Annotated in this window: 13 protein-coding genes and 1 tRNA gene; 4 read left to right on the top strand and 10 right to left on the bottom strand. The window is 60.9% G+C overall.

Annotated features, from left to right (window positions below; translation table 11 throughout):
* From uvrC to ACF6ZU_RS26235, 3 genes are all read left to right on the top strand, one after another.
* Positions 1 to 1824 carry an excinuclease ABC subunit UvrC gene (gene uvrC / locus ACF6ZU_RS26225; RefSeq protein ID WP_392888377.1) on the top strand — a complete coding sequence of 608 codons (1824 nt, stop codon included), beginning with the start codon at positions 1 to 3 and terminating at the stop codon, positions 1822 to 1824.
* Positions 1825 to 1856: 32 nt separating this feature from the next.
* The gene (gene pgsA, locus ACF6ZU_RS26230; RefSeq protein ID WP_084320164.1) at positions 1857 to 2417 is read left to right on the top strand and encodes a CDP-diacylglycerol--glycerol-3-phosphate 3-phosphatidyltransferase; all 561 of its coding nucleotides are present in this window, start codon (positions 1857 to 1859) and stop codon (positions 2415 to 2417) included.
* Between the two features lie 62 nt (positions 2418 to 2479).
* A tRNA-Gly gene (locus ACF6ZU_RS26235) sits at positions 2480 to 2555 on the top strand.
* A gap of 204 nt (positions 2556 to 2759) precedes the next feature.
* Here the strand turns inward: ACF6ZU_RS26235 and ACF6ZU_RS26240 are convergent.
* From ACF6ZU_RS26240 to ACF6ZU_RS26250, 3 genes are all read right to left on the bottom strand, one after another.
* Entirely contained in the window at positions 2760 to 3482 is a 723-nt protein-coding gene (locus ACF6ZU_RS26240) for a DUF4198 domain-containing protein (protein ID WP_392888381.1), read from the bottom strand.
* Positions 3483 to 3497: 15 nt separating this feature from the next.
* Positions 3498 to 5588, bottom strand: coding sequence for a TonB-dependent siderophore receptor (locus ACF6ZU_RS26245; protein ID WP_392888383.1), 2091 nt, complete (start codon positions 5586 to 5588; stop codon positions 3498 to 3500).
* A gap of 333 nt (positions 5589 to 5921) precedes the next feature.
* Positions 5922 to 6320, bottom strand: coding sequence for a hypothetical protein (locus ACF6ZU_RS26250; protein WP_392888385.1), 399 nt, complete (start codon positions 6318 to 6320; stop codon positions 5922 to 5924).
* 327 nt (positions 6321 to 6647) lie between these two features.
* On the opposite strand from ACF6ZU_RS26250, the gene ACF6ZU_RS26255 reads away from it, so the two are divergent.
* Positions 6648 to 7412, top strand: a complete 765-nt coding sequence (locus ACF6ZU_RS26255; protein ID WP_392893936.1) for a tetratricopeptide repeat protein — start codon at positions 6648 to 6650, stop codon at positions 7410 to 7412.
* 126 nt (positions 7413 to 7538) lie between these two features.
* Here ACF6ZU_RS26255 and ACF6ZU_RS26260 read toward each other — a convergent pair whose 3' ends face one another.
* Genes ACF6ZU_RS26260 through ACF6ZU_RS26290 form a run of 7 tightly spaced genes read right to left on the bottom strand, consistent with a single transcriptional unit; the run spans position 7539 to position 14444 of the window.
* Positions 7539 to 8618, bottom strand: a complete 1080-nt coding sequence (locus ACF6ZU_RS26260; RefSeq protein ID WP_392888387.1) for an ABC transporter ATP-binding protein — start codon at positions 8616 to 8618, stop codon at positions 7539 to 7541.
* A 32-nt stretch (positions 8619 to 8650) separates the two neighbouring features.
* The gene (locus ACF6ZU_RS26265; protein ID WP_392888390.1) at positions 8651 to 9604 is read right to left on the bottom strand and encodes an SIS domain-containing protein; all 954 of its coding nucleotides are present in this window, start codon (positions 9602 to 9604) and stop codon (positions 8651 to 8653) included.
* A 24-nt stretch (positions 9605 to 9628) separates the two neighbouring features.
* Positions 9629 to 10504: a carbohydrate ABC transporter permease gene (locus ACF6ZU_RS26270; RefSeq protein WP_392888392.1), complete on the bottom strand. Its 876-nt coding sequence runs from the start codon at positions 10502 to 10504 to the stop codon at positions 9629 to 9631.
* Positions 10504 to 11409: a carbohydrate ABC transporter permease gene (locus ACF6ZU_RS26275; protein ID WP_392893938.1), complete on the bottom strand. Its 906-nt coding sequence runs from the start codon at positions 11407 to 11409 to the stop codon at positions 10504 to 10506. Before ACF6ZU_RS26275 ends, ACF6ZU_RS26270 begins: the two co-directional genes overlap by 1 nt.
* Positions 11409 to 12668 carry an extracellular solute-binding protein gene (locus ACF6ZU_RS26280; protein WP_392888395.1) on the bottom strand — a complete coding sequence of 420 codons (1260 nt, stop codon included), beginning with the start codon at positions 12666 to 12668 and terminating at the stop codon, positions 11409 to 11411. The genes ACF6ZU_RS26275 and ACF6ZU_RS26280 overlap by 1 nt, the downstream gene beginning before the upstream one ends.
* 49 nt (positions 12669 to 12717) lie before the next feature.
* Positions 12718 to 13647 (bottom strand): N-acetylglucosamine kinase, encoded by a 930-nt coding sequence (locus ACF6ZU_RS26285; protein WP_392888398.1) that lies wholly within the window; start codon positions 13645 to 13647, stop codon positions 12718 to 12720.
* The gene (locus ACF6ZU_RS26290) at positions 13644 to 14444 is read right to left on the bottom strand and encodes a DeoR/GlpR family DNA-binding transcription regulator (protein WP_392888400.1); all 801 of its coding nucleotides are present in this window, start codon (positions 14442 to 14444) and stop codon (positions 13644 to 13646) included. The genes ACF6ZU_RS26285 and ACF6ZU_RS26290 overlap by 4 nt, the downstream gene beginning before the upstream one ends.
* Between the last annotated feature and the right edge of the window lie 75 nt (positions 14445 to 14519).

The raw sequence follows: 14519 nt of genomic DNA on the forward strand, positions 1-14519 counted from the left end.
ATGACTGAAACCTTCGATCCAAGCGCGTTCCTGTCGACGGTCAGCGGACGCCCCGGCGTCTACCGCATGTTCGACAGCGAGGCGCGACTGCTTTACGTCGGCAAGGCCAAGAACCTCAAGAATCGCCTGTCGAGCTACTTCCGCAAGTCCGGTCTCGCGCCGAAAACCGCTGCGCTGGTGGCGCGGATAGCCCAGGTCGAAACGACGATCACGGCCAACGAAACCGAAGCCTTGTTGCTCGAGCAGACGCTGATCAAGGAATGGCGTCCGCCCTACAACATTCTGCTGCGCGACGACAAATCCTACCCCTACGTGTTTCTCTCGGATGGCCCGTTTCCACGCCTGAGCATTCATCGCGGGGCGAAAAAGGCCAAGGGCAAATACTTCGGTCCTTATCCCAGCGCCGGTGCGATTCGCGAAAGCCTGAGCCTGCTGCAGAAAACCTTTTTTGTTCGCCAGTGCGAAGACAGCTACTACAAGAACCGTACGCGGCCATGCCTGCAATACCAGATCAAACGCTGCAAGGCCCCCTGTGTCGGCCTGGTGGAGCCCGATGTGTACGCCGAAGATGTGCGGCACTCGGTGATGTTTCTCGAAGGCCGCAGCAACGCGCTGACCGACGAGTTGTCCGCGGGCATGGAAGAGGCGGCGATCAACCTTGAGTTCGAGCGTGCGGCCGAATTGCGCGATCAGATCTCCTTGCTGCGCCGGGTTCAGGATCAGCAGAGCATGGAAGGCGGCACGGGGGATGTGGACGTCATCGCTGCGTTCGTCAACCCGGGCGGTGCCTGCGTTCACCTGATCAGCGTGCGCGGTGGCCGGGTGCTGGGAAGCAAGAACTTCTTCCCGCAGGTGGGTATTGAAGAAGACGTTTCCGAAGTCATGGCCGCGTTTCTCGGTCAATACTTCGTCAGCAGTCCGGAACGCGACTTGCCGAGCGAGTTGATCGTTAACGTGGTTCACGAAGATTTCCCGACGTTGATCGCGGCCATCGATGAGCTGCGTGGTCGCGAACTGACCATCAGCCACCGGGTTCGCGGGACGCGGGCACGCTGGCAACAATTGGCCGTGACCAATGCCGAGCAGGCGCTGGGTGCGCGCCTGGCCAACCGCCAACACGTCGCTGCGCGTTTCGATGCCCTGGCCGACGTGCTGAAACTGGATGAGCCGCCGCAGCGCCTGGAGTGTTACGACATCAGCCACTCCAGCGGCGAAGCGACCGTGGCGTCCTGTGTGGTGTTTGGTCCGGAAGGTCCGATCAAGTCCGATTACCGTCGCTACAACATTGAAGGCGTTACGCCGGGTGATGACTACGCCGCGATGCACCAGGCCCTGACCCGGCGCTTCAGTAAACTGAAGGACGGGGAGGGCAAACTGCCGGATATCCTGCTGGTGGATGGCGGCAAGGGCCAGCTGTCCATGGCGCGCGACGTGCTCAATGAACTCGCGGTACCCGACCTGATCCTGCTGGGCGTGGCCAAGGGCGCAACCCGCAAGGCCGGTTTCGAAACCCTCTACCTAAACGATGCCGCACACGAATTCACCTTGCGCGGTGATTCCCCGGCACTGCATTTGATCCAGCAGATCCGTGACGAAGCTCACCGTTTCGCAATTACCGGGCACCGCGCCCGGCGTGGCAAAACGCGCCGTACGTCTACACTGGAGGGCGTCGCCGGGGTTGGGCCGACACGTCGGCGTGATTTGTTGAAACATTTTGGTGGATTGCAGGAGCTGTCTCGTGCCAGCATCGAAGAGATCGCCAAAGCACCCGGGATCAGTAAAAAGCTCGCAGAGTTGATTTATGCAAATCTGCACAGCGAGTAGAATGCCCCCTCACCTCGTAGCCAGTTGTGCCGATGAATATCCCTAATCTGATTACCGTTCTACGCGTCCTGCTCATTCCGATCTTCATTTTACTGTTCTACCTGCCTTACCAATGGAGCTACCTGGCATCCGCTTCGGTCTTCGCGTTTGCCGCCGCCACTGACTGGCTGGACGGTTACCTGGCGCGCCGTCTGGAGCAAAGCACGCCGTTCGGGGCATTCCTCGATCCGGTGGCGGACAAGCTGATGGTCGCCGTGGCGCTGGTGCTGCTGGTGCAGGAACATGGCAACCTGTGGCTCACGCTGCCGGCGGCCGTGATCATCGGTCGTGAAATTGTGGTTTCGGCGCTGCGAGAGTGGATGGCCGAGCTCGGTGCTCGTGCTCATGTTGCCGTGTCGAACCTGGGCAAATGGAAAACCGCTGCGCAGATGCTGGCGCTGGTGATCCTGCTGGCCAATCCGTCCGACTTCACCTTCTGGGTTCTGGTCGGTTATGCCTTGCTGATGATCTCCGCGGGCCTGACGTTGTGGTCCATGGTTCAGTATCTGCGGGCTGCCTGGCCGCATTTGAAGACCGACGTAGAAAAGAAATAAACTTTTTTGAATCAAGGGGTTGACGGGGCTTCTGGATTCTATAGAATGCGCCACACCAAGACGCGGGAATAGCTCAGTTGGTAGAGCACGACCTTGCCAAGGTCGGGGTCGCGAGTTCGAGTCTCGTTTCCCGCTCCAAATATCGATGTACAGAGTTCTAATGAAATCTGTAGATCACTAAAAAAGAGGCTTCGGCCTCTTTTTTCGTTTCTGCGAATTAATGATTCTGTTTGATTGAAAAAGGCCCGAAAGGGCCTTTTTTTTGCGCGTGTCCTGTGGTTTTTCCTTCGCTCACGAAGGGCGGTAATCAACCCATGACAGGCTTTCGATGCAGTGCAGAGTTTATTCGTGGTGCGGCTCGCCAAGGAACGTGAGTGAGCTGAACAAACTCTGCTTGTCTACCGGCGCGCCCTTGGGCATCGGCAGTGTGAATTGCGCGGCAATGATGTTCAGGCCTTCGTTGCGCACCTTGATGCGTGCGCGTCCTTCCTTGTCAGTCTTGCCACTGATTTCATGGGGGGCATTGCGGTAGTCGCCAACGAGTTCGATATCGGTGGCGGGTTTGCCGTCAACCAGCACTTGCACTTCCAGCTCCTTGCCAACACCGATCTTCGTCGGATCGCTTTGAGGGATGATCGCCAAACGCAGCATGTCCAGTTTCGGCAGGCGGGCGCCTTCCTGATAGATCGCCAGACTGAACTTGAAACTATGGGTTGAGGCGATGGCGTCTTTCACCTGGGTACGGTCTTGATTGACCCAGCGCTTGTCCGGAGTCTGCGACCAGGGACCGTTGTCCAGTTCCACAGCCACGACTGCCGGCGGACTGAGCGGTTGTAGGCGGGCGTGGTCCGCCAGGCGCTGGACGGTCACGGGGATCATTTTGCCGGTCACGTCATACGCCCATCCGCCTTTGATTTTCTCGGCTTTGAACGCATTGTCTTCGGCGCCATGGCCGTACACCACCTCGATATTGCCACGGCGTTCCTCGGTCCAAAGGCCGTGGGCGCTGGCCTGTGTGGACGCAACGAGCGCGAGTACGGCGGCGATTTTAAGTGAAGATTGCATGGTGATTCCTTTCGATCAGAGGTTGAGCGTCAGGCTGACGCTGAGGTTGCGTGGTTCGCCCGGCATGACCCAGACGCTGTTATAGGCGCGTTCGTAATACTTGCGATTGAACAGGTTGTTGAGGTTCAGCCCGACCGTGATTTCTTCACTGGCCTTGTAATGGGCGAGCAGGTCGAGGGTGCTGTATGAGGGGAGGGTGAACGTGCTGCCAGCCTGGCCTGATCGCTCGCCCACGTAGCTCACGGCGGCGCCGATGTCTGAGCCCCGCAGATTCCCGTTTTGGAATTCGTGGACGGCCATCAGGCTGCCGCTGTTACGGGCGATACCGAGCAGATCACTGCCTTCGGGAATGGACGCATCGCCTTTGGTGACCTCTGCGTCGATGTAGGCATAAGCGCCAATGACGCGCAGGGCATCGGTGATCTGGCCGCTGAACTGCAGATCCAGGCCCTGGCTGCGGGCTTTGCCGGCCGCAACGCTGTCGCCAAGGGCGTCGGTGGTGATGACGTTTTCCTTGTCGATCTGGAACAGGGCAATCGTCGCGCCGATGCGACTGTCGAAGAGGTCAAGTTTCAGTCCGCTCTCGTAGCCCAGACCTTTCTCGGGTTTGTACACCTGTCCCTGAGTGCCAAGGGTATTGGGCTTGAACGAGGTGGATGCATTGGCAAACACGCCGACCTGCGGTGTCAGTTGATAGAGCAGGCCGATGCGTGGGGTGGCGACGTCCTTTGCCTGGCGGCTACTGATGCTGGTGGTCCGGTTCAGCGAGGTCTGTTCGACACGTTCCAGGCGCACGCCGATCAAACCACGCAGGCGGTCGGTAAAGGCGATCTGGTCCTGGAGGTTGAGGGCGTAGCTCTCGGTATGCTCGTAGAAATTGTTGGTGCGGGTCAGGGCCGGTTTCGGCTGACCGTAAACCGGGTTATAGATATCCAGGCCATAGCTGCGCAGCGTGGCGCTCTGAGGATACTTCTGACTGTTGCGGTAGTTCTCGTACTCCAGCCCTATCAGTGTCTGGTGCCGCCAACCGGCGAGCTCCAGGTCTCCGTGAAGTTCGGCCTGAGTGATGTTGTCGTTCCACTCGAAATCCCGTTCTCGATAGAAGCGGGTGAGGGTCGTGCCAACCAGCGCTTGGGGTTCCGAGCTCGCGCCGCTGAGCGTGCCTTGGGTGTAGTGATTGGCCAGGCGCAGTTTCCAATCGTCGCTCAGGAAGTGCTCCAGGGCCAGGTCGATAGTCTGGTTATCGTTGCGGATTTCGCCATCGTTGGGTTCGCCCATGAAGGTCGAGCGCTTGACCGATCCCAACTCGCCCTGGACGGCGGGAATGCCTCGGTCGAAAACCGTTTCGGTACGGGAAAATTCGGTGTCCAGCATCAATCGGGTATCTGGCGAAATCTGCCAGCTCAATGACGGGCTCACGATGCTTCGTTCACTGCCAACGTAGTCGCGAAAGCTGCCGTTGTCCTCGATGGCGAAGTTGACCCGGGCCAGCACGTTGCCTTCGCTGTCGAGTGGCGTATTGACGTCCAGATTGCTCCGATAGCGATCCCAGGTGCCAGCGCTGAAACCCAGCGTGCTGAAGGCTTCTCGCTGAGGGCGTTTGGTGACGAGGTTGACCAGGCCGCCAGGGTCGCCGCGACCGTAGAGGCTGGCAGCCGGCCCTTTGAGTACTTCGATGCGCTCGATGTTCGACGTATCGGGTGAGCTGTAGCTGCCACGGTTGATGGCGAAGCCGTTCTTGTAGAGCTCTCCCGTGGTGAAGCCGCGCACGCTGTAGTTGAGAAACGTCAGGCCGCCGAAGTTGTTCTGCCGCGATACACCGCCGGCGAAATCCAGGGCGCGGTCGATGCGGGTGGTATTAAGGTCCTTGATCACTTGGGCGGGTACGACTTCGATGCTCTGCGGCGTGTCGCGGATGTCTGTGTCGGTGCGGGTGGCTGTGCTCGAACGGGTGGCGCGATAGCCACGCACGGGGCCATCGGCACGTTCCTCGACGAAGGCGTCAGTGATCGAGAGTTCGTCCAGTACCAGGCTTTCTGCCGCTGATAGCGGTTGTTCAAACAGTCCGAGCGTGAGTCCTGCCAGCAGCGGCGCATAGTGCTTCAAAGTGATCTCTCCATAAATGATGTAATAACATAACATTTAAATGAATGAGAGGCACTTCTTGTGCTTTAGCACGCGGGAGCTTGAAGGTGCTCGCCTGCAACCTGAAACGAGTCAAGTACCCAAGGTCAGAATGTACCTGCGGCAAGCGACCTGTCGGCTGTTATTGCCGGTATGGCGCCAGCGCCAATATCCGGCGCCTGGTCGCTGAGGAGGGCGGTTTTCTCTAGGATTCCGATGTCTAGAACGACGATGTTCCCAAGCATGTGCTGAGAGGGAAGGGGGTAGGTCTGCGCAATATCGCCCCCGTTGCAACGGACTGCTCGGGGGCTCGCACTAACGACGATAGTAACGGTGATCGTCCTGATAACGGTGCCGCTCGGCCCGATCGTGGTGGCGCTCCCAATAGCGATGGCGCTCGGCTTCCCGGCGGGCCTGTTCTCTGCGCCACTGATCCCGACGCCACTGATCTCTGCGCCAATCATCTCTACGATCGTGCCAGCGGCCATCACGCCAGTATCGGTCGTCATGGGCAAGCAACGGCCCTGGCTGCTCACCGGCCACACTGGCTAGGCTCGGCCAAGGGTTGCCGGCGGCCTGGGCTGGGGGTTGTACGGCTGGGACTTCAGTTGAGAAAGCAGGGGTTGAAACCTTCATCTGTGTGGCTGATGCCGAGCCCGCTACCGCGAACGCGAACAGGCCGAAGAAAACCATCCGTGGGATAGGGAGTTTCATGAGCGAAGACAACCTCTGGCTGACAATTAGACGTGTGGCGGTAAACATGCGGGGGCGTGCTTACCGAACGGATGTGCCTATCCACATAGACCGATAATCAGGGAAAAGTTCTAAGCAGCCGTTGTTTAAACAGGCAACGGTCTCAGTGTTCGACCACGTTTGAAGCGTCCTTTCCCGATGTCCGTTTCTGGCCGGTTGGGACGGCCGTTGCCTCCGGAACTTCAGGTTGTTGGCCCGGTCAATAGCCGCCCTTTATTGGAAATGCCGAGCAGCGCTGTGGCCTGCTTTACGGCCGTGCCGTCCGAGTTCAGTCGAGTCCGCCTCCTGATGCCAACCAAGCGTTTTCTGCCTAGCTTCATCCTGGTGTTCTGCGCTGTCGCGTCGTTTTGTTCGGTGGCTGCCGAGCGCAGAGCATCCGCGCAAAGCAACAGCGCCTCGACCACCCTGATCGAAACGGCGTCGCGACAGTATGAAAATGGCCAGCTGGACCAGGCCGCCGCCACGCTGGAGCGTGCCCTGCATATCCAGCCGAACAATCCCGCGACCCTGCATTACCTCGGTGTATTACGCCTTCAGCAGGGGCAATACCAGCAGGCTGAAACCTTGGCGGCGCGCTCGAACATGCGGGTTGGCCGCAACGTCGAGTTGCGCAACCGCAACTTCCAATTGATCCAGGCGGCGCAGAAGGCCCAATCTTCGGGGACCCCGCCTAATGCCGGCGAGGATCTGGTTGCGGTACAGAGGGGGCTGCAAGAGGAAACGCAAAAGCGCCGGGAAGCGGAGCTGGCGGTTGTAGAGCAGTCCGCTTCGGACACTGGGCCAGACGTTGGCAACTTCACTCGCGCAGAGGCAGACCGGGTTTCGGATGTACCGATGGCTGGCGGAAACGTGCCCGCAGGACAACTGCAGATGGTTGACGTCGATTCAGGGCGGGCGTACGCCGAGGTTGAGATTCCCCGCGGCCATATGCCGCCTCCTGGCAAATGCCGAATCTGGTTTCCTGATCGTCCACCCGGGCATCAACCTGCACCCGGCAAATGCAAGAAGCTAAAACATCGGGTTCCTTTGGGTGCCTATCTGGTGCGCGGCTGAGTTTCGGCTGTTCTCCTGCGTTCCACGTCACCCCTCTCGCTGATTGCTACGCTGGCCGTGCTGAATAGACGCTCACCGGTCATGGAACGAAGGCGAGGACAGCTGTCCTCGCCACAGGCCGGTTGTTCAATCGATCCGCAGTCCGCTCGCTTTATCAAACACGTGCAATTGCTCGCAACGCCCGCGCAGGATCACCTGTTCGCCCAGTGCCAGGCTGTCACGGCGTGACAGCGAGGCGACCATCTGAGCCTCGCACGAGCGTCCGTAGACGTGGCTGTCAGCACCGGTCGGCTCGATCAGTTCAACGCTGAATGGTAGCGAGAACGTCGTGCCTTCCACAGGCGCTAGGGTGACGTGCTCGGGCCGGATACCCACCACCACGGGGGTCGACGGCGGCAGATCTATGTGCCGACCGAGAGCGATACGGTGTTCGCCGATGCGCACGAAGGACAATGCACCTTCATGCTCAAGCGAGCCTTCGATCAGGTTCATCGCCGGTGAGCCGATGAAGGTCGCGACGAACAGGTTGGCCGGTCGGTCGTAGACTTCGATGGGGGCGCCGACTTGCTCGATGCGACCGGCGTTCATCACCACGATCAGGTCGGACATGGTCATGGCTTCCATCTGATCGTGCGTCACATAGATGGCAGTAGTGCCCAGCCGACGTTGCAGGGTGCGGATCTCGATGCGCATCTGCACCCGCAGCTTGGCGTCGAGGTTCGATAACGGTTCGTCGAACAGAAACACCTGGGGCTGGCGCACGATGGCGCGGCCCATGGCGACGCGCTGGCGCTGGCCGCCGGACAACGCCTTGGGGTAGCGATCCAGGTAAGGCGCGAGCCCGAGCAGGGCCGCGGTTTCACGCACGGCCTTGTCGATGCGCTCGGGGGATTCCTTGCGCAAATGCAGGCTGAAACCCATGTTCTGCGCCACCGTCATGTGCGGGTACAACGCGTAATTCTGGAACACCATGGCGATGTCCCGGTCCTTGGGCGAGAGGTCGTTGATGACGCGCCCGTTGAGTTCGATGCTCCCGGAGCTGACTGTTTCCAGCCCGGCGATCATCCGCAGTAACGTGGATTTGCCGCAGCCGGACGCCCCTACCAACGAGACAAACTGGCCATCGGCGATGGCCAGGTCGATGCCGTGCAGCACCGGGATCGTGCCGTAGTTTTTACGAAGTTGCTGGATGTTGACCGTCGCCATAACAAAAAAACCACCTGTGTCGAAGCAGCGATTCAGGAAAGGCGCACAACCTTGGTCAGGTGGCGCGGTGCGGTGCTGTCCAGGTGTTTGTGCTGGGCCAGGCGCTCGCCGAACAGTTGCAAGGCGGGAAGAATCGTCAGGCTGCGATCCAGGCCCTGCTGGGCGACATCGATCGACACGTCGCCGGGACCGCCGAAGCCGATCACCCGCGCGCCTTTGGCTTGCAGTTCGGCGCACAGCTGGCTTTCTTCTTCAAGGCTTTGCGGGCTGTAGATAAGCACCACGCAGGTTTTGTCGTCGACCAGGCTGACCGGCCCGTGACGGTATTCCAGCGGGTGGAACACCTGGGTGTAGGTCAGGCTCATTTCTTGCAATTTCAACGCACCTTCGCTGGCCAGGCCGTAGTAAGCGCCGCCGCCGAGGTACACAAAATGCGAGCGCGAGAGCAGGGCGCTGTTGAGTTGGCTGTCCAGCGAACGCATGGCGTGTTCGGCGCTGGCAGCAATCGTCGGGTCGAGGCTGACGCCGGCCAGGCGCAGACCGAGCAGCAGCATCAGGCTCGCCGAGCTGCTCATCACAATGCCTTCCAGTGCATGGGTCGGGGCGAACAGCACTTGATCGCTGTCCCGGGCCAGGCTGCTGTCGCTTTCACAAGTGATGCCCAGTGTCTCCAGGCCACGGGCACGGCTGGCTTCCACGGCTTGTACGGTTTCGGTGGACTCGCCGCTGCGCGACAGAGCGATCACCTTCACGTCGGTGGTGTCGGCCAGGTAGGCCTCGGGGCGCCGGGCCCATTCACCACCGGGTACTGCGATGGCGCGTTTGCCGTGGAGGTTGAACGCGCTGGCGACGCTTTGTGCCAGGTAATACGACGTGCCGCAACCCACGACTACCGTGGTGCTGGCGCTGAAGTCGGGCAGCGGCTGAGTCAGTGCCGCCGCCCAGAATGGGAATTGCTCGACGATGACTTGTTCAGTGATGTTCATGCAGACAGTCCTTGAAGAGAGGGATTATTTGGTCGCGCCGGCAATCAGCCCGCGCACCAGGAAACGGTTGAGGAAAATCACCAGCAGCACCGGCGGCAACATCGCGATCACGCCCGCGGCATTCATCAAGCCGTAGTCGACGTAGTTGCGGGTGACGAACTCGGGAATCAGCACGGTCAGCGACTTGGTGGCCAACGATGGCGAGAACACCAGCGGCACCATGAACTGGCCCCAGGCACTCAGGAAGGTCAGGATCGCCGTGGCGATCAGCCCCGGTGCCGCCAACGGCAAAACAATGCGAATCAGCGTATAGGTGCGGCCAGCACCGTCCAGCCACGCGGCTTCTTCCAGCGACACCGGCAACGACTGGTAGACGCTGCGCATCAGCCACAGGGCCAGGGGCAGAAACGCCGAGACGTAGATCAGCGTCACGCCGAGGTAGGTGTCGATCAGGTGCAGGCTGATCATCAAGCGGTACAGCGGAATCATCACCGTGTAGGCCGGTACCGCCATGCTCGCCACCACCAGTGCGAACAACAGGTCGCGACCGGGGAAGCGCAGACGCACGAAGGCGTAGCCGCCGAACGCCGCGGCGACCAACGTCAGCAGCGTCGCTGCCACCGAGGTCACCAGGCTGTTGATGAAGGCCTTGGAAAACTGCGGCCACACCGATTGCACTTCATTGCCCTGGGAGGAACTGCTGGCGCCAAACAACTTGGCGAAATGCTCAAGGGTCGGGTGTTGCGGCCACAGATGGAGCTGGCCGCTGAGCATCTCGTTCGGTTCGGTGAAACTGGTGATCACCGACCAGTACACCGGACCCAGCGACCACAGAATCAGCGTCAGCACCGCGAGGGCGAACCCGGCCTTGCTCAGGCCTTCGAGTAAATATCTGCGCATCAGTCGAACCTCGTTTCGCGGTAGACCTTGAGCACGTAGACCATCGACACCAACAGTGAGGCGAGCATCGCCAGGACCGAGAGCGCCATGCCGTAGGAGAACTTCAGGTTCTGGAACGCCGACATGTACACCTGGATGATCAGGCTGCGGGTATCCAGGCTCGCGCCGTTCAGAATCCAGGCTTCATCAAACAGGTTGAAGGCGAACACCGTTGACTGGCTGAGGGCGATGGCCAGGCCACCGGCGATCAGCGGCAGGGTGATCATGCGGAAGCACTTGATGCGCCCGGCACCGTCAAGCTTGGCGGCTTCGTACAAGTCGCCGGGAATGGCCTGCAACGCCGCCAGCAAAATGATTGCGGTGAGCGGCAGCATGCGCCAGACGTGCACCAGGGAAATCAGCAGCAATGCGGTGTGGTGATCGTTGAACCACACCTGGTTTTCGCTGATCAACCCGATGCCCTTGAGCAGGTTGTTCAACACGCCGTAGCTGGGGTTGTAAATCCACAGCCACACCAGCGCGTTGACCACCGGCGGCAGGCACCAGGGCAACACCAGAATCGCCAGCAGCCACTGCCGGCCGTAACGCACCTTGTTCAACAGCAGGGCAGCGGCCAGGCCGCCGAGGGTTTCCAGCACCACCGCCAGAACCACGTAGACCAGGGTGTTCCAGGTGGCGTGCTGAACGTTACTGTCGGTCACCAGGTTCTGGTAGTTGAGCAGACCCACGAAAGGCGTGCCGGGGCGCATCGGGTCAATCCGGTACAGGCTGTCGAGCACCGTGGTCACCAGCGGCACGAACACCAGGCTGGCCATCACCAGGATGATCGGCAGCACGTAAGCCAGACCGAGCCAGGTTTCACCCGGCGTGGGACGCAAACGCTCCCTGATCGAGGCTAATGTCATCACGGCTGCATCGCGCTCTTGGCTTCTTCGGCAATTTGCGCCACGGCCTGGGCCACGGTCAGTTGCCCCTTGGCGGCCTGGTTCAGCGCACCCGAGACGGCGCTGGTGAACTGCGGATACCAGACTGGCGTGCCTTGCTTGAACAACGGATCGACCAGCCCGGCCTGTTGCAGGATCACGTCGCCGCTCTTGAGCTTGCCCTCGCTATTGAGTTGTTTGAGCACGCTGGTGCGGGTTGGCAGGTTGCCGAGGGTTTTGTAGCTCTCGATCTGGTTCTCAGGCTTGATAAACCAGTTGATGAAGGTGGTGCCACCTTCCTTGTTTTTCGCCGTGGTCGGGATACCCATGGCTTCCGGCAAACCGATGGTGCGGGCGGTGCCGGTGGTGGTCAGCATCAATGCCGCCGCGACATGCTCGGCTACCTGAGACTTGCTCGGGTCACTGTAGACCGCCACGTTGCCCGCCCAGCCGGCGAGGTCAAACGAGGCATCGCCTTTTTTGAACAGCTCCTGCACTTCGACGTCCTTGAGGCCGGTGGCTGCCGGGCTGATCAAGCCTTGCTTGAGCGCCTCGACCTCGAACGCCATGGCGCGGTAGCCGGCTGAATCAGGCTTGATGAATTGCGGTTCGAGCTTGTCGTTGAACAATTCGCCGCCAAAGACTTTGGTCAGCAGGTACCAGGCTGTGGCGCTGCCTTCGCTGGCGGACAGGGGCAGGGCGATGGGGTATTGCGTGATGTTCTTCGCCTTGATCGCCTTGGCATCGGCCAGCAGTTGATCCGGTGTGGTCGGCGCTGCGGTGATCCCGGCACGGTTGAGGTGGTCACGGTTATAGATCAACACACGAAAGTCGTTGGCGTAGGGCACCGCCAGCAGCTTGCCGTCGAACATGAAGAACTTCGCCGAAGGAATGTCGGCCAGGGTCGCCGCATCCACTGCATCGTTGAGCGGTTGGTACCAGTTCGCGGCGCCGAACTGACCGACCCACGACCAGTCCACTTCGGTGGTGTCCGCCGGCGGGCTACCGGCGATCATCGAGGTGGCGACTTTGGTCAGGATCTGATCCCAGCCCAGGGTCTGCGTGTCCAGCGTGACGCCCGTCTCACTGCCGAGGCGGTCGGTCATGGCCTTGGGCAACGTGCCCCACGGCGGTAGCAAAACTTCAGTCACGCTGGCCGCACTGGCCAGGGGTGCAAAAACCGGGACCGTAAACGACAGCGGCAACAGTGCGAGCGAAGCGAGCAAATGGCGTCGGAGCATGGCAAGACCTCTACGTCGGGAATGGGAGGTTGATGGCAGTGCAAGAGGGCTAAAGGTTGTGGGACAGTTGTTCTATCCAGTGCTGGTCGGGGTTCCATCCCGCGAGATGCGCGGCGCGCCACAGGGCGCCACCGATAGGCGGCAGGCGTGGGGTGCACGCTGCGCGGCCGATGCGACGGCTGATGCCATCGATCATTTGCGGGTTGGCGAAGACACCGCCCGCATAACTCCAGGTCGCCGGTCCGCTCAGGCCAAGTCGGCTCCAGGCGGCGGTGATGTGTTCGGCCAGGTGTGCGGCGGCTTCGTCAAGCACGCGGATGGCGGCAGGGTCGCCGGCCATGGCCCAGGCCGACACGCCTTCGGCCAGGGCGGCGATCTCGGCCCGACGGTTGGCGAGGCCGTAGACCCAGCCGGCCAATTGCTCAGCAGCCAGGCCCAAATGATCGAGCAGGGCCCGGGTCAATGCCGGGTAAGCATCGCGGCCGTCGAGGCTGCGGCTGGCGAGGATCAACGCCTGGCAGCCGATCCAGTAAGCGCTGCCTTCGTCGCCGAACACATCGCCCCAGCCACCGACGCGCACTTGCTCGGCGCCCGGCTCGTTGCGACTGGCCCAGGCCATGGAACCGGTACCGGCCAGAATCAACACGCCGGCGCCTTGCCCGGCGAATGCGCCGTCGAAGGCGATGCGCACATCGTTTTCCACGACCACCGGGCAGGGCAGTGCTTGTTGCGCGGCGTCGCGCTGGGCAATTGAGCACTCGGCCAACTCGCCATGCAGCGGGAGCCCGAGTACCGCAGCGGCCAGCGGCCATTTGGCAGGGACTTGCATCAGTGCGTGCAACTGGGCGGACCATTGCGGATTGGCCGTCGGGTCGAGCCCGGCCGCTACCTCAAGGTGCAGCACTCGACCCTGGCGGTCGGCAACCGCCACCCGGGTTTTCGAGCCGCCGCTGTCCAGGCCCAGCACGCAGTCGATCATGCCGGCATGTCCTGGGCGGCGATCCCTTGGCTGGAGGCTTGCAGCGTGGCGCAGCCTTGCTCGCGCAAACGTGCCCACCAACTGGCCGAGAGTTGTTCATCGCTGATCACCGTCAGGGCGTTGTCCAGCGGCGCCACGCGGTAGGTCAGGCGCTGGTCGAACTTGCTTGAATCCACCAGCAGCAAAGTTTTGGCGGCGCGGGCCAGCATCTTTTGATTGAGTTGCGCTTCGCTGGCGTCGAGGCTGTAGATGCAGGCATCCGGCGCGATGGCACCGGCCCCCAGAAACAGTTGATCGAACCACAGGTTTTCGATCATCGCTTCAGCGAGGGCGCCGACCATCGAAGCATTTTCCGCTCGCAGCTGGCCGCCAAGCAGGACGATTTTGATGCCAGGGGTGTTCATCAACACCTGTGCCGTGTTCAGGCAATTGGTGAACACGGACAGCGGCAAGGGGTTCAGGCGCAGGCGGCGGGCCAGTTGCAACACTGTGGTCCCTGCGTCGAGGAAGATGGTCGAGCCCGGTGCAATCTGCTCGTAGGCCACTTCGGCGATGGCGCGCTTGGCAAACAGGTTCTGGTTTTCCCGCAGGTCGAAGGCCACCTCGACCCCGGCACTCTTGGCAATGCGCGCACCGCCGTGGGTGCGGTGGATGGTGCCGTCGGCTTCCAGGCTCAGCAGGTCGCGGCGCACGGTGGCCAGCGAGGCGTCGGCCACTTCGGCGATGGTCTGAATGGTGCTTTCGCCGTGACTGTAGAGGTGCTGACAGATGAGGGAAAGGCGCTCGTCTTTGGTCACTGTAATTGCTCGTTAGTGATTCATTGAAATGAAATATAAAGCTAAAAAAATCACTGTCAATCAAATTTATGATTG

It is taken from the genome of Pseudomonas migulae, from assembly GCF_043225285.1.
GTDB lineage: Bacteria > Pseudomonadota > Gammaproteobacteria > Pseudomonadales > Pseudomonadaceae > Aquipseudomonas > Aquipseudomonas migulae_C.